We start from the raw sequence: 21,235 nt of genomic DNA on the forward strand, positions 1-21,235 counted from the left end.
CATGCTCGCCGACGCGGGTGAGGTTCACCGACATCGTTGATGTCGTGTGGCCTCACCCGCGTCGGTGTTGGCGCCGGGCGAGCATCGACGAGGCTCGCTCAGCCAATTCGTCTGCCACCCAATCGGGTTCGACGACCGCGAAGTCGAGTTCGAATGACGCCGCCCACAGCACACGCGTCGCGCGTCCACGGTCGCCGAACCGAAGCGTCGCCCGAACGTGACCGTCACCGTCGACCTCCTCCTCGGACACCGTCGTAATCGGTCCGTCGATTCGGGCCACATCCTCTCGCGCACAGACGATCACCACATTCATCGGCATGAACTGGGACCGGAACGCATCACGGTGCCGCTCCCACACCTCCTCGAGGTCGACCTGCTCAGGACGGTCGGCGAACTCGTCGAGAACGACCACATCGGACATGCGCGAGACACGGTACATCCGTTCCTGACCAAATGAATGCGCCACGAGATACCACGTGTCGCCGGCCACGATCAGTCCGATCGGATCAAGAACGCGGTCGGACGCCTCCGCGTTGCGGCGTTGGTACTTCAGGCGGATGCGGCGCCCCTCGAACACCGCCTTCTGGACATCCGTCAACGCGGACAACCGTTGCGCTGCCCGCACGAAACCTTCCGGCCGCACCAGAATTCGCTGACTCGCGGCGGCTACCTGGCCGCGATGGATCTCGGGCAATGCGGCCTCCAACTTGCGGAGAGCGCTCGCCGACGCCGGCGAGTCTATGCGGCCGTTACCCGACAGCAGCGCGATCGCCTCGTCGAGCGTCAGGCCGGTCAGGTCCGTGCGGTACCCCTTCACCAGGGCGAAACCACCCGCGCGACCACGCTCGGAGTACACCGGCACGCCCGACAGCGAGAGTGCCTCGATGTCGCGGAGCACCGTACGCTCCGACACCTCCAATTCGGCCGCCAACTCTGCCGCGGTCATTCGCTCCCTCGACCGCAACAGCATCAGCACAGACAGCAACCGCTCCGCACGCATGCCACAAGCATCTCAAGAAATCATGACAGAAGATGTCAGGTATAGGGAGTTCACTGGTTCTTGTCAGCCACACCGACGAGAGGACCAGAGCAATGACCAGCAACCAGCCGACCGACCCGCGACCCGTCTATGCCGCTGCCACCCGCTGGGTCACCGACCTGCTCGCGAATGTCCGCGACGACCAACTCGACTCACTCACGCCGTGCGACGAGTTCGACGTCCGTGCCCTCGCGGGACACCTGATCGGCACCGCCGGGCGTGCGGTGGTACTCGCCGAAGGCGGCGACATACTGGCCGTGTCCACCCGGGACGATCGGCACGATGCCGCCACCTACGGCGCGCTCACCAGCAAGGCCATCGATCTGTGGTCCGACGATGCGAAGTTGACTGCCATGGTGAAAGTTCCGTGGGGTGAGGTGCCCGGTGCCGGAGCTCTGTGGGGCTATGTGAACGAAACCCTGGTGCACGGATGGGATCTGGCCGTGGCAACCGGTCAGGACTCCGAGCCCGACCCCGCCCTTGCAGAGGCCACCATTGTGGTCGCGCAGCAGTTCATCCCCGCCTCGATCCGCGCCGACGACACGGTGCCGTTCGCACCGGTCGTCGAACCTCGCGCTGAGGCGGGACCGACTGAGCGGCTGGCGAATTGGAGTGGACGCTCGTCGGAGGGGTGGGTATCGACAAGGGTGTGACGGCTTGGCGGTGGGGCCCCGGTTCGACACGCCCCTCCGCCGGCGCTCCGGGGCTGCTCAACGGGCGGTTGGGCTGCTCAGCGAGCGATTTGGCTTCCTCCCCCACGAATGCAAGAACCCTCCGACCGTTCGCGGAGGGTTCCTGCAAAGAAGGGGGAAGAACGCGACGAGTCGGTGTCAGCCGGCGTTGACCTTCGGCATGATCTCCTCGGTCAGACGTTTGAGGTCGTCGATGGTCTTGGCGGTCGGCACATCGCGGAACGGCGGCCACAGGAACGGCATCGTCATGCCGGCTTCCTTGTAGCGTTTGAGGATGTCCTCGATCTGTTGGGCGTTGCCCACCAACAGGTTCGACGCCTTGCCGGCCGGAGTCTGATCCATGGGTTCGTCGGTGATGACGAACCAGATCATGCTGCACATGTCGAAGCCGTCGGGGAAGCCGCGGCCGAGTTCGCCGAGCTCGCGCTCCATCTCCCCCTTCCAGCGCTTGATGTCCTCAGGCGAGTCCTGGATGCCGATCCAGCCCTGCAGTCCGTACTTCGCGATCCGCTTCGCCGAACGCTTCGGATCCTTCAGGCCGGAGAAGTAGATCGGCGGGCCCGGCTTCTGAATGGGCTGATGGCCGAAGCCGCACAGGGGGAAGTCGGCGAACTCACCGTGATACTCGAAGAGTTCGTTGGACCATATGCCCTGCATGATCTCGATGGTCTCGCGGACATGCGCGTGCCGTCGAGGAAACAGGTGTGAGGCGCTGGCGGCGGCGAACTCCTCAGGCATCCAACCGGATCCGACGCCGACGTTGAGTCGTCCGTTGGACAGATGATCCTGGGTGGCGAGTTCGGCGGCGAGCACACCCGGCGATCGGTACGGGGTGTCGATGATGCTCATGCCGATCCGGAGCTTCTGCGTCTTCGCCGCCAGCCACGGGATCAGCGGCATGCCCTGAAACCACTTGCCGCGGGAGATGACCGGCAGCGCCTTCGGCAGATCCGTCATCATGCCGAACGGGTACTGCAACTGCTCGTGGTCGGAGGCCTCGGGCACGACGATCCGGTCGAGGGTCCACACCGAGTCGAAGTCGAGGTCCTCGGCGAGAGCGGTGAGATCTTCGAGTTCCTTGACGGTGACATGGTCGCGGAAATTCGGAAGGTAGAGAGCGAGCTTCATCGGTCGGGCTCCTCACGAGTGTTCCAGCAGGTTCTTCTCATGCCCACGCGACGGTCGCAGAGGCACTGTCTGTGAACGTAGGCAGCCCGTCTCAATGTGACCTCAACCACATATCAACAGATCATCAACCGCGGACGACGACACCATGGGTCGGCCTAAGGTCGAGTGATGGATGACGTGCTGTGGAGCCCGTCCGCGGAACGCATCGCGCATTCCGGTCTACGCGCCTACCTGAACTGGCTGGAAAAGCGTGAGGGACAAGAGTTTCCCGACCACGACGCGCTGTGGAAATGGTCGGTGGCCGACCTCCCGCGGTTCTGGACGTCGATCGTCGACTACTACGACGTCGAGTTCTCGAGGCCCTGGACCCACATACTCACCGACGACCCGATGCCACGCGCACGGTGGTTCACGGGCGGCACCCTCAACTGGGCGCAGCACATCCTGCGTCGCGGTGCCGACGACGCGACCGCCCTGGTATGCGTCCAGGAGGGCGGCGTGCCGGAACGGGAGATCTCGTTCGGGGAACTGCGTCGGTCGGTGGGCAACGCGGCCGGATGGCTGCGCCGAGCCGGCGTCGGCCCCGGCGATCGCGTCGCCGCCTACCTGCCCAATACCGAGCACGCGGTGATTGGTGTCCTCGCGGCTGCCGCCGTCGGCGCGGTGTGGGCGTGCTGCTCACCTGACTTCGGACCCGACGGCACCATCGGCCGGCTGGCACAGCTCGAGCCGACCGTGCTCATCGCCACCGACGGTTACCACTGGAACGGCAAGGACGTCGACCGCGGCGATGTCGTCGCACTGTTACGCGAAAACCTGCCGACAGTAAAGCATTTCGTGCACGTACCGTATGTCTTCGATCGACCGCATCCCGACGGCTCGACGCCATGGGAGAACCTGGTGGCCGACGATACGCCGCTGGAGTTCGAGCAGGTCGAGTTCTCGCATCCGTTGTGGGTGCTGTTCACCTCCGGCACCACCGGAGTTCCCAAGGGGCTGGTCCACGGGCACGGCGGAATCACCCTCCAAAGCCTGGAGTGGTCGGGGCTGTACGGCGGATTCCGGCCGGGCGAGCGACTGTTCACCTACACCTCGACAGGCTGGGCGTTGTGGAACATCGAACTCGGCGCGCTCACACAGGGCGCCGGCATCGTGCTGTACGAGGGCAGTCCCGCCCATCCGCCGGGCGCGGTGTGGGAGGTCGCTGCGCGCACCCGGGCCGACGCGCTGCTGCTCGGCGCGGCGGTGGTGACCGCATCGGCGGCCCTGGGCTTTTCACCGCGTGAGCGCTTCGATCTGAGTCGGCTACGCCATGTGATGGTGAGCGGCTCCGCGTTGCCGTCCGCCGGATACCGGTGGCTGATGGACAGCGTGAACCCGGATATGCGGATCGATTCGACCAGCGGCGGCACCGACATCTCCGGGTCATTCGTCGGCGGCAACGAGTACGCGCCGGTTCAGGTGGGACGCATTGGTGGGCGGATCGCCGGCGTCGACTGCGCGGCATGGCGCGACGACGGCACTCCCGTGGTCGAGGAGGTCGGTGACCTCGTGGTCACCCAGCCGATGCCGTCGATGCCGGTATACCTGTGGAACGACCCGGATTACGCGCGATACACCAGCTCCTACTTCGACACCTGGCCGGGCGTGTGGCGACACGGGGACTGGATCACGCTCCATTCCGACGGAAGCGTCACCATTCATGGGCGCTCGGACTCGACGCTCAACCGGCAGGGTGTCCGACTGGGCAGCAGCGACTTCTACGACGTGCTCGACGGTATGCCGGAGATCGCGGAGACCCTGGTGATCGGCGTCGAGGAACCCGACGACGGATACTGGTTGGGGCTCTTCGTCGTTCCGGCTCCGGGGCACACGGTCGATGAACAGTTGCGGCAGACGATTGTCGAGACGTTGCGAACCCGGTTGACCCCTCGGCATGTGCCCGACGAGATCGTCGCCGCGCCCGCGGTGCCACACACGTTGAACGGCAAGCGACTCGAGGTACCGGTCAAGAAGTTGCTCATGGGACGCCCGCTGGAGGAGGCGGCCAACCTTGCCTCGGTGGACAATCCCGACGTCTTGCGTTGGTATGCAAGGTTTGCGGAGGAGCGGGTGGGGTAGGCAGCCTTCGATGTCGCCTCTGGTTGATCGATCTCGATGCGGCGCCTCCCTCGCAGCCTGATCCGAAGAGTCGCCTCACCTCGCTGATCGAGTAAGCGAGCGAGCTTGCGCCCTTCGACGCGCTCGTTCCTCGCTTGCTCAGGAGCCGCCCGCGCATCGAGATCGACCGCCGCGGTGGTCTCGATGCGGCGCCTCGCTTCGCTCGGAGCCTTACTCGACCAGCGAAAGGTGGCGGCGCCTCGCTGCGCTGGGAGCCTTACTCGATCAGCGGGCACCCTTCGACGAGCTCAGGGAGCTTGTGGCAGAACGACAGTCACCGTGGTGCCGACGTCGACGGTGCTGTCGACGTCGAGTGTTCCGCCCATGGCCTCGGTGAGTCCGCGGGCCAGTGGCAGACCCAGGCCGACGCCTTCCTCGCGGTCCGCGCCGAGCCGGTCGAACGGGATGAAGAGACGATCGAGGCGATCGCCGGGGATACCGGGACCGTTGTCGTGCACGGTGATTCGCACACCGTCGGCGTCGACTTCCCAGCCCACGACGACGGTGCCGCCCGAACGGTTGTAACGAATACCGTTGGCCACCAGGTTCAGCAGGACCTGCCGGACCCGCCGGTCGTTGGCGTGTACGCACACGTCGGTGTCGGTCGCCGTCTCGAGGGTGACCCGCTCCGCGGCGGCGAGGGGCTCGAGCATGGCGAACACGTCGGTGACCGCTTGCGCGAGGGGCACATCGGTGAGCGTCAGCGGGAGCGCATTCGCCTCGATCCGCGCGACGTCGAGCACGTCGTCGACCATCGCGAGAATGTGTCCGGCCGCCGAGTCGATGTGGTCGAGAGCCGCGGCACGTCGTTCACCGTCGAGATCAAGGGTGCCAAGGAGCTCGGTGAATCCGGTGATCGCCTGCAGCGGGGTGCGCAGCTCATGGGCGAGCGCGGAGACGAAGTCGGTCTTCGCACGGTTCGCGGATTCCGCTGCGTGCTGCGCCAATTCGGCGTCGACGCGTCGACGCCGATCCTCCTCGGCGGCCCGATGACCGGTAACGTCGAGCACGTTCACCGACAGCGCGCGCGGTTCTCCGCCGGCGCCCTCGATCTGCGACACCGTCACCTCGATGTCGAGCACTCGTCCGTCGGCGGTACGGGTCGTCGCGTCGTACTGACTGTGGCCGGCCTCGTGCGCACGGTGCACCCGGTCGGTGAACAGATCGTCGAGGCTACTGCCGAGCAACTCCTCTTCGGAGCGGCCGAGCATGGCCCGCAGCGGACGGTTGACCCGGGTCAGCACGCCGGACAGGGTGGTCAGCGCCATCCCGATCGCGTTGTCCTCGAAGGCACGTCGGAACCGTTCCTCGCTTTCGGACAGCGCACCGAGCAACCCGTCGTGGTCGATCGCGATCGACGCGAGATGGGTCAATCGCTCGACGAGATGCGCCTCGCGGGGCGTCGGCCGATGCGGAGCCAGATGGTAGACGGCGAAGGTGCCGGTGATGCCGCCACGACCACGGATGGGCGTCGACCAGCAGGCACGCAGGCCGAAACGGTCTGCGAGGGAACGGTATTGATCCCATCTCGGATCGAGTCGGATGTCGGCGGCCACCACCGGCTCACCGCAATAGGCCGCGGTGCCGCACGAACCCGCGCCGACGCCGATGGGCAATCCGTCTATGCCGGCCGAGTAATCGGTGGGTAGCGAAGGGGCGGCGCCGTGGTGGAGGGTCCCGCCGACGGGATCGAGCAGGAGCACCGAGCAGCGCGAACCGGGAAGCAGATCCTCCAGCGTCGTCGCGATTCCGGTCAGCACGTCCGGGAGCGGGATGCCGGTCGCGATCTGCTCGAGGAGTTCGGTCTGTCGTTCCACGAGCATGACGGCATCGGCGTGGTCGACGCCATGGTCGACGGAGGTCATGGCTTCCACCGGTAGCCGACGCCACGGACCGTGACGAGATAGCGCGAGCCGACCTTGGCGCGCAGTCGGTGCACGTGTTCGGTCACGGTCGCCTCACTCTGCCATCCCGACGAGCTCGCCCACACCTGCTCGAGCAGCTGCGCGCGGGTGAAGACTTGATGGGGATGCCCGGCGAGGAACGCCAGCAGGTCGAACTCACGCGCGGTGAGTAGGACCGGCTCGCCGTCGAGGAGCACCTCGCGGGTCGCGAGGTCGACATGCAGGCCGGACCGATCGGTCGTGGTTGGCGGCGTTGCGGATTGGGTCCCGCTGCGACGGAGGACCGATCGAACACGCGCGGCCAGCTCTCCGGGCGAGAAGGGTTTGACGAGATAGTCGTCGGCGCCGAGATCGAGACCCACGATGCGGTCGCCCTCACCGTTACGGCCGGACAGGATGACGACGGGTGTCAGGTTGCCCGCGTCGCGTAACCGCCTGAGCAGGTCCAGCCCGGCCATGCCGGGCAATGACAGGTCGAGCACGACCAGGTCGGGCCGGTCATCGATGATGCGCTGCCAGGCGGTGTTGCCGTCGCCGGCCTCGACCACGCGATAGCCCTCGGACTCGAGCTGCCAGGACACCACCGTACGGACGCGGCTGTCGTCGTCGACAACAAGCAGCGACGGTGCGGTGTCGTCGACGGCCGTGTCGGTGGTCATGGTGCTCCTCCGCGTCGGTGCGGTAGAGCAAGTCTAGTGAGTCGATGGCATACGCCCGCGTTCTTTCTCGACACCGCCGGATCGACACCGCTGGGCACTGGGAGGACCCACCGACGCCATATGGCCCTCGTCGGCTCCGCTCGTGTCGGGGCCGACGGTGCTCGGCTGACATCAGCCACATCGGTGGAGACCACTCGCGTGCACAGTGCGCGCGAGCACTGCTGTGAGACGTGCCGTATGTCACGTGCGGCGCGATGATGCTGGAGCAACCGGCGCAAACGGGACCCATCCCCCGCCAAGGCGCAACTACCTCGACGGACCCGTCGTCCGTCAGGCCTACAGTGGAAAGGCGATGACCGAAGATCGAATGCCCGAAGTGTGCGACTCAGGGCGACTGCACGTATCGCCATCCGAACCCACTGCGGCACCGCCGTCCGGCGCGTTCGCGTCGTTGTCAAACCCGAACTATCGCCTGTACTTCTGCGGGCAGGCGCTCTCGCTGACCGGCACCTGGATGCAAGCGACCGCGCAGGCGTGGCTGGTGCTCACGCTGAGCGGATCGGCCTCGATCCTCGGCATCATCGTCGCCCTCCAGGCAGTGCCGATCTTGTTCCTCGGCCCGTACGCCGGAGTGATCGCCGACCGCGTCGATCGCCGGAAACTGATGATCATCCTCCAGGCGGTGATGGGGGTGCTGGCAGCGGTGCTCGCGATCGTCACGCTCGGCGGGTGGGTGCAGGTCTGGCAGGTCGCGGTGCTCGCGGTGTTACTCGGGCTGAACAACGCGTTCGAGAATCCGGCGCGACAGGCGTTCATTCACCAGATCGTCGGGGATGGGTTGATCCGCAACGCGGTCACATTGAACTCGGTGATGGTCAACGCGGCCCGTGCGGTCGGTCCGGCCGTTGCCGGTCTGGTGCTCGCCGCCGTCGGCGCGGGGTGGTGTTTCGCGATCAACGCCGCGAGTTTCGTCGCAGTGGTGGCGTCGCTGGTGTTCATGAACACGCGGTCGATCCAGTACGAGGAGCCGATCCGGCGAGCGAAAGGGCAACTGCGCGAGGGCCTTCGGTACGTCGCCGGCATCCCCACGCTGTGGATTCCGCTGGTGATGATGGCTCTCGTCGGCACCCTCGCCTACGAATTCCAGGTGTCGCTGCCGGCCGCCGCCAAGGAGACGTTCTCCGGCGGACCCGAGGCGCTGGGTTTCATGACGTCGGCGATGGGCGTCGGCGCGGTGGTCGGTGGCCTGATCGTCGCGGCCCGAGGCACCACCGGTTTACGGCCATTGACCATCGCGGCCGCCGGATTTGGCGTGACCATCGCGATCACCGCGGTCGCACCGTCGCTGCCGGTGGCGATCGGTGCCCTGTTCTTTGTCGGCTGGCTGAGTGTGACGTTCATGTCGACCGGCAACGCGACGCTGCAGCTGAACTCCGACCCGCAGATGCGGGGTCGGGTGATGTCGCTCTGGTCGGTGGCGTTCATGGGATCGACGCCGATCGGCGGCCCGATCATCGGGTGGATCTCCGAACAACACGGTGCACGGGTCGGCCTGGCGGTCGGTGCCGCATCGTGTTTCGTCGCTGCGGCGCTCGGGGTGATCGCGTGGCGCCGACGACGCCCACGCCCGGCCCGCCTCGAGCAGGTCGGCTAAGTGGTTGTGTTCGTGGACGGGATCTTCAGACTTTCGAATCGATCCACGCGATCAGGTCGGCGCGCACCTCGTCGCGGTTGGTCTCGTTGAGGATCTCGTGTCGGGCGCCCTCGTACACCTTGAGTTGGACGTCCTTGAGGTCGCCGGCGCTGTAGTGGTCGAGGAGCAGGTTGGACAGTGCGAGTCCGCCGTTGACCGGGTCCTGGTCTCCGACGGCGATCAGGATCGGCAGCGTGTCGGACATGTCCTTGATGCGGACGGGGTCGGCAACCGCGCGTGCCTCCACGAACATGGCCTTGCCCGACGCCGCGTCGATGCCGAACCCGCACAGTGCGTCGGCCACGTAGGCGTCGACGATGTTCTCGTCGCGGGAGAGCCAGTCGTATTCGGTGCGGGCCGGTTCGAAAGGCGCGTTGAACCCGGACAGGTCGATCTCGGCGTCCAGGTCGAGGGCTGGTTCGAGACCGTCGAGCGCGGCGGTGCCGGACAGGACGACGGCGTCGACGGCCTCGCTGTTGTCGAGGAGGAACTGTTGGGCGGCGAAGGAGCCCATACTGTGCGCGATCAGCACGACCGGTATGTCGGGGGTCTCGCTGCGCGCGTGGTCGACGACGACGCCGATGTCGTCGACGAGGCGCTTCCAGCCGTTCTCGCCGAGGTCGCCGGGCTCGCGATCCGGGAGGACCGAATCGCCGTGACCGCGGTGATCGTAGGCGTACACCGCGTAGCCGGCGTCGGCGAAGGTCTCGGCGGTCTCGGCGTACCGCCGCGAGTGTTCACCCATGCCGTGCACCAGGACGAGGACGGCCTTGGCGTCGCCGTTCGGCAGCCACCTACGGCCGCTCAGGGTGACGCCGTCCGGCGATTGCACGGTGAAGGTGTCGGGCATGGGGTGTTCCCTTCGGTGAGTTTGTCGTCGTGTTGAACGTATCGGGTCGGGGTGGGGATTTTCGGCGGTTGGGCGAGCGTGTCAACGGAGCCCGCCGGTTCAGACGAGGCGGTCATGGAAGGGGTGGTCTCGACCGGCGTCGGACTCGCTGCGGTGGCTTGTCGCGCACAACTCGCGGACGGCCGGTACCGCGTACGCAAGGATGGGCCCATGGATCGCGCGCTCGGGAACATTCCGGCCCTGATCGGGCTGTCGGTGCTCGAGGTGGTGCTGCTCGGCGGGGTGATCTATGCCGCAATTTCGGCGGCGGTCGGACTCGACGCGTGCACATATCGCGGGTGCGGGGCGTCGTGGTGGGGTGCGCAGGCGATCAACGTGGCGTTGATCGTCGCGGTGCTGGTCATGCTGGTGACCGTGGTGTGGGGGCTCGTCGCGACGCTCCGGGGACGCGCCGGGCATCGTGCAGTCGCGGCCGGTTGCGCGATTCAGGGGATACTTCTCAGTGTGTTGATGGTGATCGCCCTCACCTGACACCTGGCAAGGTCTTCACAGATTTGTGCTGTAGCCTCTCCCGCGCACGTCGTCGACCAGCCCGAATCGGCCAACGGGATCGAGAGCGAACGGGAGGTCGCCACCATCGTCACCGAGCGCACCCCCGGCCTGCCGCCGGCCAAATCGGACGAAGCAGACGCCGCCGCGGAGACGTCGGCGACCGCATCCAGGGCCCGCGACAAGCACCTCTATCAGATCGACTTCGTCCGTTTGGTCACGTTTGCCGGCGTCATCCTCGACCACGTCATCCTGGGTGTCGCGGCAGCAACCGCGGTCGCCGCGGGAGGCCTCGGACTCCTGCTGCGCTACACGCGGTACTCGTTCTTCGCACTCACCGGCTTCGTGCTGACCTACCAGTACCGCCACCGTGAACTGCATGTCGGCCAGTTCTGGCGGCGACGCTACAAGCTGATCGGTCTGCCGTTCCTGGCGTGGAGTCTCTTCTACTGGGTCTACGGGCGCTATCGCGCCGGCGGTGTCGGCGCTCTGCAGGACATCGTCAGTTCCGGGTCGTCGATGCAGTTGGCGCTGAAGAGCATCGCGTACGACCTCGTCACCGGATCTGCGTGGTATCACCTCTACTTCCTGTCGGTGAGCATGCAGATCTATGCGGTGTTCCCGGCGGTGCTGTGGGTGTTGCGTCGCACCTGGGGCTATCACCGCTATCTCCTGCTCGCCGCCGCCGCGTTCCAAGGTGCGGTCATGTACACGATGGTCCGGCCGCCGCTGGCGTTCTTCGGCCATGGTCCGCAGCACGTCCTCGCCACCCATCTGGTGGTGACGATCTTCCCGTACGTGTTCTTCATCCTCGCCGGCTGCGTGGCCGCCATGCACTACGAAGCGTTCCAGGACTTCATGATTCGTTGGCGATGGCCGCTGATCGGGGCGGGACTGGTCACGATCGCCGCGACCCTGTGGTACTACGCGGCCGACGTGCAGCGCGGTACCAGTGTCACGCGGGCGAGCAATGTCTTCATGCTGCACAACACGTTTGCCTACATCGCGATCATCGTGATCCTGTACTGCATCGGCACCATCTGGCAAAGCCGGCGCACCAAGGGATCGGTGGCCGACCGGTTCATGCGGACCGCCGCCGACCGCTCCTTCGGCATCTACCTCGCGCACGCCCTGGCCCTGTCGGAGCTGCAGCAGATCATCGACCGCCACCTGAACGACGCACCGTGGCTGGTGATCCTCGGTGCCTACGTCGCCACGTGTGTGCTGACCTTGTTCATCGTGGAAGTGTTGCGGCGCAGCCCGGTCAGCCTGATCACCACCGGTCGCAGCACCATCGACTTCCACGAGCAGAACGCCACGCGGTCGGCGATCGTCGGAGCGGTCGCCATCGCGCTGGGCATCGTGCTGCGCGTCGGGTTCGAGCTGGTGGTCGGCGACCTCGTCGCGGCGCTCGGTGCGCTGCTGATGATCTCGGCGGCGGTGGTCGCCTCGAAGCAACAGCGGCACCGCCGCCTCTCCCCCGCCACCTGATCACGAGTAGCGGGCCGAACACCCTGGACGAGGCGTGGCAAGTTGTCGACGCCGGTGACAGACGGCTGCGGGCTGACCGTACTGCCCTCGGTCATCGCGTCCGGGGTGGGTCCGGCTTGTCGAGTGCGCCCGTGTGCGATTCCGGCGCTGACCCGATCGGCACCGCTACAGCGCGCCAACCGGAATCGTCGCGTGCTGCGGTCGCGGTGACGCAACTCGTCCACGATGTGACGACACGATGTGACGACCCACGCGGTGACGACGGATCGGTGGCCGTCGGCACGACTACTGTGAGCCCCGGAAAGGTGACCGGCCATGCCCATTCACGAGTACCACGAGACCGCCCGCACCGCCGACCGCACACGCCTGGCGGTGCAGGTCCGCGGCAGCGGCCCCGCGCTGCTCCTGTTGCCTGGCCAGGCGAACAATCACCACTGGTGGGATCGCGTACGCCCCGACTTCGACCGCGATCACACGACGATCACCTTCGACTACCGCGGCACCGGCGGCAGCGCCTCCCCCGACGGCACCTACAGCACCCGACTCTTTGCCGACGACGCTCTGGCCGTGATGAACTCGCTGTCGATCGACCGGTTCGACGTGTACGGCACCTCGATGGGCGGGCGGACCGCGCAATGGTTGGCCCTTCGGGCGCCGGGACGGGTCCGCCGCCTCGCACTCGGTTGCACCACACCCGGCGGATCGCATGCGGTAGAACGCAGTCCGGAGATCCGCCGCGCCCTGGCCGGTCCGGACGCCGAGCGGACGATCATCGACATCATGTACACGCCCGAATGGCAGTCGACCCATCCCGGGCCCTATCAGGTACTCGGCGATCCGACGATGTCCGACCGCGCACGCCGCCAGCATCTGATCGCGAGCAATTCCCATGACGCGTGGGCAGAGTTGCCGAACATCGTCGCCCCGACGCTGATCCTGCACGGCTCCGACGACCTGTTCGCTCCAGAAGTCAACGCGGAGATCATCGCCGAGCGCATCCCGGACAGTCGTACGCATGTGTTCGACGGCGCCCGACATGCGTACTTCGACGAATGTCGTGATGCGGCAAGCCCGCTCGTGCTCGAGTTCCTGGCGGACTAGGGCGCGTCTTCTCGCCCATCGAGCAGTAATCTGGGCCGCTGCAGGGCGGCCCAGGTCACTGATCCGAAGAGTCCTCCCCCGCCGCTGATCTTCGCAGCCCACCGCGACCAGCACGCAGGGATCATCACCCGCGCGGCAGGGCGGCCAGAACCAGTTGCGCCACACCGGTTTTGCCCTGGGAATTCGGGTGGTACGGCACCGGTGCCGCGAATCCTCGCAGCCAGGGCATCGGTGAGCACACCGTGTGCGCCGCACCGGCTTTCGACGCCGCCACCAGAATCGAGCCGGTGGCGTGCGCGGCGCGGGCGGTGGCGGCGGCAAGACCGTCGAAAATCCGCACGGTTTCGGCGGCTTGGGCGGGGGCGAGCGGGACCAGCGGGCACGTGGCGCCGTTCGCGCCGAGCACCGGCGGGTAGTCGACGAAGACCACCGTGGCGTGCGGGGCGCGGGCGTGTACGGCCCGGGCCACCGCGACCATCGACCGTTCGACAGCAGCGAACTGCCTCGGCCCGGGCTCGGGTGCGGGTGCTCGGCCGCGTCGGCAACTCCGGATGGCCAGCGCCCGCAGCCCTTCCGGCACCAGATTGGTGCAACTCTCGGCGATCAGTCGCCCGATGTAATCGATGTCGTTTCCGCCGGTGGTGATCGTGACCAGGCGCGTGTCCGGGGTCACGGCGTCGATCTGCGGGCGCTGGAACAGCGGACGCTGCGGAATATCGAGGATGTTGCGGGTGGTGGCTCCCGAGCACGAGACGTCGGTCAGTGCGAGTCCGCGAGCGGCTGCGACCTGGTGCGGATAGTTGTCCGCGGTCCGGAAGCACCGCAGGTTGTCCACGTCTGTGGGTGATGGCCCGGCCGCGTATGAACTACCCATCGCCACGTACTTCGGCTCGTGAACCTGTGGCCTGGCAGACGCCTTGACCGGCGGCGCGGCGACCTCCGTGACGGCGACCCCGGGTCCGACGATGGCGGCGACGGCCAGCAGCGAAGCCGCCAGCGTCGCGGCTCGGGTCAGCAGCGCACGGGTCACCGCAAAAGTCTCACACATGCGGGCGAGACGCGCCGAAGCAGGATGTCAGAAGATGTCGGGGGTGTCGGTGGAGACCTTGTCGGTGAAGACCGGTTGCCGTTTCTCCAGGAACGCCGTGACTCCCTCGGCCACGTCGGCCATGGTGCCGCGGTAGTAGATCGCCTTCGAGTCGGCTTCGTGTGCCACCCGCGGGCTGGGGGCTCCGGCCATCTGCCACAACAATTGTCGGGTGAGTGCCACCGATACCGGGGCACTGTCGGCGGTCATCTCGCGGGCGACGGCGATCGCGGTGTCGACGACGGAGTCCTTGGGCACGACCTGCTGGACGAGTCCGGCCTCGAGCGCCTCGGTGGCGCTGACCATGCGGGCGCCGAGCGTCCACCGAAGCGCGGTCGGCAGGCCCACCAGACGCGGCAGGAACCACGTGGAGCAGGCCTCGGGCACCAGCCCACGCTTGGTGAAGACGAACCCGAATTTGGCGTCGTCCGAAGCGATCCGGGCATCGGCCGGCAGCGTCATCGTGACCCCGACCCCGGCCGACGGTCCGTTCACCGCGATGACCACGGGTTTCAGTGATTCGAAGATGCGCAGCGCCACCTGACCCCCGGAGTCCGGCGGGACCTGGCCGGGCTCGGACTCTTCGAGTTCGAATGTGGTTGCCCCGCCACCGAGATCCGCACCGGCACAGAAAGCGCGCCCGACCCCGGTGATCACCACGGCGCGCACGGTGTCGTCGGCGTCGGTGGCGTCAAAGGCCACCTTGAGTTGCTCGGCCATCTCGAAGGTGAAGGCGTTGAGCCGGTCGGGGCGGTTCAGCCGGAAGATGGCGATCTCGTCGTCGCGGTCGATCAGAAGCGTCGAGTCTGCGGTGATCTCGTCGAGCGATGGCATGTAGTCAACGTACGCGATCACCGAGCGAGCGTTCGTGTGGGGATCGACGGAGGGCTCAACCGGCGCACCGACGGTTCGCCGAGCACTCCGCTCCCTGAGGTGCGGGACGCCCCAGCCGCCGGTCCTGAGCAAGCGGGGAACGGGCGTCGGTCGGAGGCGCTTGCGCTGGCGGGCCCTTCAGGGAGCGAAGCGAAGCGCATCGAGATCCCGCCCGCCAGGGGTCTCGATGCGTTCCCTCGCTAGCGCTCGGTCACTTACTCGACCAGCGGTGGGGCGCCCCGACGCGAATGACCTGGCCCAAGGCAAGCCACTCGACCAGCGGGGGGCGACTCGCCGCGAATGACCTGACCCAAGACAAGCTCGACCAGCGGTGAGGCGACCCGTCGGACATGACCCGACTCGACCCAAATCCGGTTACTCGACCAGCGATCGGGCAACCCAGCGGAAATGACGACGACGCCCGGCCCGGATGGATCCGAGCCGGGCGTCGTGCGTTGTGAGCGATTACCGCTGCAGGCCGGCCTCGATGGCCTCGATGATGCGGGGCCGCAGCTCGCTTGCGCCGATGGTCGCGTCGACGGAGCCGACCTCGACCGCACGCTGGATGCTGTGCACCCGGTCGAACTCGGCAGCGACCTCGCTGAGCTTCTCGGTCCGCACCGAAGAACGCACCTCGTCGAGCTCGCCGATGAGTGCGGCGCGCTCGGCGCCGGTCGCGTTCGCGGCCTCCGACTCCAGCTTGAGCACCCGTGGGTCGTTCGACGTCCGCGAGCGGACCTCACCGGAGAACACCACCGCGGCCGCGGGGGCGCCACCGAGCACCGAGGCGAACGAACCCTCGACGGCGAGCACCGTCATGTTCGGGTTCAGCGTCTTCGAGAACACCACGAACGCACCGCCGTGATACCGCGAGATCACGGTGAACACAATGGGGCCTTGGAAGTTCACGATGGCACGGCCGATCTCGGCGCCGTACTCGAGCTGCAGTTTGCGCATCGATTCCGGTGATCCGTCGAAGCCCGACAAGTTCGCCAGCACCACCAGCGGACGATTTCCGCTGGCGCTGTTGATGGCTCGTGCGGCCTTCTTCGACGACTGCGGGAAAAGCGTTCCGGCGGTGTAGGTGTCGGGACCGTCGGTCGCCGGGAATCCGTGGCGGACCACCGACTTCGACTCGATTCCCAACAGGCACACCGGGATTCCACCCAGTCGCACATCCTGCACGACGGCGGTCTGTGCGTCGGCCATGCCGGCCCAACGCTCGAGGACCGGGTAGTCCTGATCGGACAGCGCCCGCATGACGGTGCGGATGTCGAAGGGCTTCTTGCGGTCGGGATTCGCAGTGGCCGAAAAGATCTCACCGACAGTGGTGAAATCGATGCCCGGCACGTCGTGCGGATAGCTCGACACATCGCGGCTGACCGGGTCGATCGTCTCCGAGCGACGCGGACCCGGCTCGCCCGGCACCACGTACGTGTAGTCGTAGTGCGACATCAGCACATCTCGCGCTTCGACCAGGTTCGCGGCCCAGTACTGGGCCTGCCCGTTCGGACCCATGACGCGCTCGTAGCCGCCGATACCGAAGTTGTCCTCGGCCGAGACACCACCCGAGAAGTCCAGCGACTGTTTGCCGGTGAGCACCATCGCGGAGTCCGGCGTCATCACCAGGATGCCCTTGGTGTGCATGAGCATCGTCGCCTCGGCGTTCCAATACGGTTGCGCACCAACGTTGATCCCGGCGACGACGATGTTGATCTCGCCGCCGATCTGGGTGAACTCGACGATCCGCTTGAGCGCGATGGCAACCCAGTCCATGTTCTCGGTACCCGAGGTCATCGAGATCCGCGCGCCCGACGAGAGGGCATACCACTCGAGCGGAACCTGCATCTGCTCGGCGAGGTTGATCGCTGCGATGACCCGGCGGCATTCCTGCTCCGACAGCGCGCCAAGCGATTTGGTCGGATCGCCGAGCAGGATCACGCGGGCCATCCCGTCGGGATGCCGTGCGGTGGTCGTGGTGACCACGCCGGCGACGATGGCCGCGGTGTTCTTGCCCTTGGGGCGGTTGACCGGCACCAGGGTGTCGACGTCGGCGTTCGCGTCGAGGTCGTACTCGGCGAATTCACCGAGATAGTTGACCAATTCGTACGGGTACACGGTGTTGCGGGCCGCGGCGCGCAGCACGTTCTGCCGGTACGCGTCGATCGGCTCGACCGGCTCGGTGGGCTCGTCGCCGACCGTCACCGACACACCACCGGTCGCGTTGAACGTGATGTGCGTCGACAGTTTGACCAGTTCGCTGGTGCGGGCGTCGCGCTGCCGGCCGATGATCTGGATCTCCTCCAGACCCGCACCGGCCGTCATCGGCAGCATCTGCCCGACCACCGAACGGAGTTCGGCACCCGATGCGTCGATCGGCGGCCACACGTACATCACGATGCGGTTCGTGTTGAACCGCTTGGACGACGGTCGTTGCGCCTGGGCCCGCCGGATGGAGTCGAGGCAGGTGGCCAGGATGACCTCGGCGGTCGGCAGGGCGAACAGCCGGCCGTCGTGGTCGCGCAGGCCGGTGAGGTCGCGGACCTGCGCGAAGGCGACCAGCCGGTCGTCGGCCGGGTTGTCGTGGGCGACACACCGGAACAGGTAGACCTCTTCGTCGTCGGACGACGGCAGGCGGGTGAGGTCGAACTTCCGCAGCCGCTCGATCCGCATGCGCCGCGCGATGTGCGGGTGCAGCCCTCGGATCAGCCGCTCCTCGACCCAGCCGGTGGCCGACGGGCGGAACGTGAAGTGATGGTGCATGACGGTGCCGCCGCTGCCCGCCACCGTGGCGGTCACCCGGTGCACCGACTCCGGCAGTTCGTGGGCGTTGAGCACATCCTGCAGGTCACGGACCATCGAGTCGAAGTCGCCCGGCCGGTTCTCCCAGCCCAGGTAGATGTCGGCGTCGATCGTCGACACACCCTTGGCCAGATCTGCGAGCCCGGTGAGCGCGGTGCCGAAGTCGCCGAAGCTGACCGCCGACGACGCCAGATACGCGCCGTCCCGGTTGGCGATGACGAATGTGACGCCGCCCTCGACCTGCGTCCGGATGACCTTGACGCCCTTGTTGCCGTAGTACCGGCGGGTCAACGCCTCGAGCATGACCGTGTTGTCCAGGTCGCCGCGCACCAGTCGCGTTGCCAGCACGCGGACCAGCGGTTCGGTGCTGCGCACCATCCGGGCGATCCGCTCGTCGCGATCGGCGGCGTCCGGATGCTCGTCCAGGTACCGCAGATCCTTGCGGACAGTGGTGTAGACGCGAGCCCTGTTGCGGCGCAACATCGGCTGGCCGTACCAGGCGTAGACGACGCCACGCGCGAGGTCGGCGATCAGCGGGAAACGCACCAGGGTGGCGGAGATCAGGCGCTCGAGCGAATGGCTCACCGCCTCTTGGAGTTCCGGACGCGGCAGCGGATCACGCAGCCACTCGCGGAGCAAGGCGGTGACAACCGCGGCGCTGTCGGCGAGACGCTGCTGGGCCAGGAAGATGCGGAAGACCGCGGCCTCGAGCTCCTCGGTCCGCTCGAGGTCGGAAATACCGTAGCGCCCAACGGCTTTCGCGAGCTTGGCCTCGTACGAGGCCGGCAGACCGGCGCGCTCGATATCGAGGCTCTGCAGATACACGTGGAAGAACTCGCGAGGACTGCGGGTGTTCTCGTCGTCGTCGCTGGTGTCCCCGACCGGCCGGTTGTGGCTGAGTTCGGCGAGATCGGCGAACACGTCGAGCAGTTCGATCTCCTCGGCCACCGGGCGGCGGGAATTGCTGATCCGACGGGCGGCGAGGTGGTCGTCGAGCACCCGACGATCGTCCTGGGGATCGACGTCGAACCCGAGCAGCAGACTGCGCAAATCCTCGATGCCACGGGCGATCCGATCGTCGCCCGAGACCTCGGTGGGCGCGGCGGGCAGGTCGAACTCCACCGACGTCTCCTCGGCGGCCTCGCCCTCGGCATCCTCGGTCTCGTCGGCCAGGGGCTCGAGCCGGAGCAGCGGAGCACCCGCCTCGACACTCGTGCCGACGGTCACCGCACATTCCTTGAGGCGCGCCTTGAAGGGTGCCCGCAGCACGGTCTCCATCTTCATGCTCTCCAGCACGATGACGGGCGCACCGCTCTCGACGACGTCACCGACCTGCAGCGGGGTGGCGACGACGAGCGCGGGTGCCGGCGAACGCAGCACGCCGCCTTCGTCGCGGCTCACGCGGTGCGCAACGCCGTCGACATCGACGAGATGGACGGGTCCGTGGGTGCCGGTGACCAGGCGGTACCGGGTTCCGTTGACGGTGATCTGGCCCGTGTGGTCGTCGAAACGCTCGAGGTCGGCGTCGGCCGTGGCGGTCTCGGTGCCCGATTCGAAGCCGATGCGGAAACGGTGCGCACCGATGCGCGCGACCCGGACGCGATAGCTGACGCCGCCGAGCTTGAAGTCGATCGGCTGTCCGCTGTCGTGGCGCACCTGCGGGCGCCCACCGAAAGCGGTGGTGAGCAGTCGCTCGCGCTCGGCCTCTTCGTCGGCCTCGTAGGTGTCGATCGCGGCGACCGCGAGCGCGATGGACGAATGCCTGTGCGATATCAGGCGGCCCTCACCGCGAACCCGGTCGATCCATCCGGTGTCGGCGCTGCCGTCGATCACCTCGGGCTGATCGAGCAGTTCGAGGATGAAGCTCTTGTTGGTGGCGCCGCCGGCGATGATGACCTTGGTCTGGGTCATGGCCCGACGGAGCCGGCCCAGCGCCTCGTCGCGGTCCCGACCGTAGGCGATGATCTTGGCGACCATCGAGTCGAAGTCGGCGGGGATGGTGTCGCCCTCGCTGTATCCGGTGTCGACGCGGATGCTCGGTCCGGAGGGCAGGTCGAGGTGGGAGATGACGCCGGGCGCCGGCGCGAAGTCGCGGTCGGGGTCTTCGGCGTTGAGTCGCGCCTCGATCGCGTGGCCACGCTCGACGGGCGGTTTCCCTTTGAGCTTGCCGCCGGAAGCGACGTGCAGCTGGGCGCGGACGAGGTCGAAACCGGTGGTGTATTCGGTGATCGGGTGCTCGACCTGCAGACGGGTGTTGACCTCGAGGAACGCGAGGAGCTGCTCACCCGGGTGGTACAGGAACTCGACGGTGGCCGCGCCGCGGTAGCCGACGGCGATCGCGAGGCGCTCGGCCGACTCCTTCAGTTCGGTCACCTTGGCCGCCGGCAGCACCGGCGACGCGGATTCCTCGATGACCTTCTGGTTGCGGCGCTGCACCGAGCAGTCGCGCACACCGAGCGCCCACGCGGTGCCCTGGCCGTCGGCGATGACCTGGACCTCGACGTGCCGGGCACCGGTGACGAGTCGTTCCAGGAACAGTGCGCCGTTGCCGAACGCGCGTTGGGCTTCGTCACGCGTGCGCTCGAAGGCATCGGTGAGGTCGTCGGGGCTGGTGATCTTGCGGATGCCACGGCCACCGCCACCCGCGGACGCCTTGAGCATCAGCGGGTAGCCGACCTCGGACGCCGACGCGAGCGCCTCGTCGATGGTGTCGACGGAACCGCGGCTCCACGGCGCGACGGGCACGCCCGCTTCTTCGGCGATCAGCTTGGCGCCGATCTTGTCGCCGAGTTTGAGCATGGCCTCGGCGCTCGGGCCGACGAAGGTGATGCCGAGCTTGTCGCAGAGGTCCGCGAAGTTGGGGTCCTCGGCGACGAAGCCCCAACCCACCCACGCCGCGTCGGCGCCGGTGGCGAGCATCGCCTTCTCGAGGACGGCCAGATCGAGGTACGGCCGCGCGGACGCGGGGCCGAGGTCGTAGGTGATGTCCGCCTCGCGAACGAACGTGGCGTTGCGCTCCACATCGGTGAACAACGCAACGGTCTCGATGGTCTGCCCGGTCTGGGCCGACAGGTCTCGGACAGCGTTGATGAGGCGGACCGCGGCCTCACCTCGGTTGACGATCACAATGCGACGAAACAAACCGTCGATTCCTTCCACTTCGCACGACGCAGTTAGGTCATGGGCCCGACGCGACTATTCACTCGA

General features: G+C 67.1%; 14 protein-coding genes. 6 read left to right on the top strand and 8 right to left on the bottom strand.

What is annotated here, in order from left to right; all coding sequences use genetic code 11:
• Nucleotides 1-52: 52 nt before the first annotated feature.
• Nucleotides 53-1,000 carry a helix-turn-helix transcriptional regulator gene (locus ACWDTI_RS00450; protein WP_449736062.1) on the bottom strand — a complete coding sequence of 316 codons (948 nt, stop codon included), beginning with the start codon at nt 998-1,000 and terminating at the stop codon, nt 53-55.
• Nucleotides 1,001-1,092: 92 nt separating this feature from the next.
• Between ACWDTI_RS00450 and ACWDTI_RS00455 the strand changes: the two genes are divergently transcribed.
• A complete protein-coding gene (locus tag ACWDTI_RS00455) occupies nt 1,093-1,692 on the top strand; it encodes a TIGR03086 family metal-binding protein (protein ID WP_449736063.1) in 600 nt (199 codons plus the stop codon).
• Nucleotides 1,693-1,869: 177 nt separating this feature from the next.
• Here ACWDTI_RS00455 and ACWDTI_RS00460 read toward each other — a convergent pair whose 3' ends face one another.
• Nucleotides 1,870-2,859, bottom strand: a complete 990-nt coding sequence (locus ACWDTI_RS00460; protein ID WP_449736064.1) for an LLM class flavin-dependent oxidoreductase — start codon at nt 2,857-2,859, stop codon at nt 1,870-1,872.
• A 168-nt stretch (nt 2,860-3,027) separates the two neighbouring features.
• Here ACWDTI_RS00460 and ACWDTI_RS00465 point away from each other — a divergent pair, with 168 nt between their 5' ends.
• Nucleotides 3,028-4,980 (top strand): acetoacetate--CoA ligase, encoded by a 1,953-nt coding sequence (locus ACWDTI_RS00465; RefSeq protein WP_449736065.1) that lies wholly within the window; start codon nt 3,028-3,030, stop codon nt 4,978-4,980.
• Nucleotides 4,981-5,267: 287 nt separating this feature from the next.
• Here ACWDTI_RS00465 and ACWDTI_RS00470 read toward each other — a convergent pair whose 3' ends face one another.
• Complete coding sequence (locus ACWDTI_RS00470) at nt 5,268-6,884, bottom strand: ATP-binding protein (protein ID WP_449736066.1); 1,617 nt, start codon at nt 6,882-6,884, stop codon at nt 5,268-5,270.
• Nucleotides 6,881-7,582, bottom strand: a complete 702-nt coding sequence (locus ACWDTI_RS00475) for a response regulator transcription factor (protein ID WP_449736067.1) — start codon at nt 7,580-7,582, stop codon at nt 6,881-6,883. Before ACWDTI_RS00475 ends, ACWDTI_RS00470 begins: the two co-directional genes overlap by 4 nt.
• Nucleotides 7,583-7,934: 352 nt before the next feature.
• Here ACWDTI_RS00475 and ACWDTI_RS00480 point away from each other — a divergent pair, with 352 nt between their 5' ends.
• Entirely contained in the window at nt 7,935-9,236 is a 1,302-nt protein-coding gene (locus ACWDTI_RS00480) for an MFS transporter (RefSeq protein ID WP_449736068.1), read from the top strand.
• A 25-nt stretch (nt 9,237-9,261) separates the two neighbouring features.
• Here the strand turns inward: ACWDTI_RS00480 and ACWDTI_RS00485 are convergent, their stop codons facing one another.
• The gene (locus ACWDTI_RS00485; RefSeq protein WP_449736069.1) at nt 9,262-10,125 is read right to left on the bottom strand and encodes an alpha/beta hydrolase; all 864 of its coding nucleotides are present in this window, start codon (nt 10,123-10,125) and stop codon (nt 9,262-9,264) included.
• Between the two features lie 210 nt (nt 10,126-10,335).
• Here ACWDTI_RS00485 and ACWDTI_RS00490 point away from each other — a divergent pair, with 210 nt between their 5' ends.
• From ACWDTI_RS00490 to ACWDTI_RS00500, 3 genes are all read left to right on the top strand, one after another.
• Nucleotides 10,336-10,656 carry a hypothetical protein gene (locus ACWDTI_RS00490; RefSeq protein WP_449736070.1) on the top strand — a complete coding sequence of 107 codons (321 nt, stop codon included), beginning with the start codon at nt 10,336-10,338 and terminating at the stop codon, nt 10,654-10,656.
• Between the two features lie 231 nt (nt 10,657-10,887).
• Entirely contained in the window at nt 10,888-12,165 is a 1,278-nt protein-coding gene (locus ACWDTI_RS00495; RefSeq protein ID WP_449736071.1) for an acyltransferase, read from the top strand.
• Between the two features lie 315 nt (nt 12,166-12,480).
• Nucleotides 12,481-13,266, top strand: coding sequence for an alpha/beta fold hydrolase (locus ACWDTI_RS00500; RefSeq protein ID WP_449736072.1), 786 nt, complete (start codon nt 12,481-12,483; stop codon nt 13,264-13,266).
• Between the two features lie 124 nt (nt 13,267-13,390).
• On the opposite strand, the gene ACWDTI_RS00505 is transcribed toward ACWDTI_RS00500, so the two are convergent.
• The 3 genes from ACWDTI_RS00505 to ACWDTI_RS00515 form a co-directional block, all read right to left on the bottom strand.
• A complete protein-coding gene (locus ACWDTI_RS00505) occupies nt 13,391-14,296 on the bottom strand; it encodes an SGNH/GDSL hydrolase family protein (RefSeq protein ID WP_449736073.1) in 906 nt (301 codons plus the stop codon).
• A gap of 45 nt (nt 14,297-14,341) precedes the next feature.
• Nucleotides 14,342-15,187 carry an enoyl-CoA hydratase-related protein gene (locus ACWDTI_RS00510; RefSeq protein ID WP_449736486.1) on the bottom strand — a complete coding sequence of 282 codons (846 nt, stop codon included), beginning with the start codon at nt 15,185-15,187 and terminating at the stop codon, nt 14,342-14,344.
• A gap of 504 nt (nt 15,188-15,691) precedes the next feature.
• Nucleotides 15,692-21,169: an ATP-binding protein gene (locus ACWDTI_RS00515; protein WP_449736074.1), complete on the bottom strand. Its 5,478-nt coding sequence runs from the start codon at nt 21,167-21,169 to the stop codon at nt 15,692-15,694.
• Between the last annotated feature and the right edge of the window lie 66 nt (nt 21,170-21,235).

Source organism: Gordonia sp. NPDC003424 (assembly GCF_053588655.1).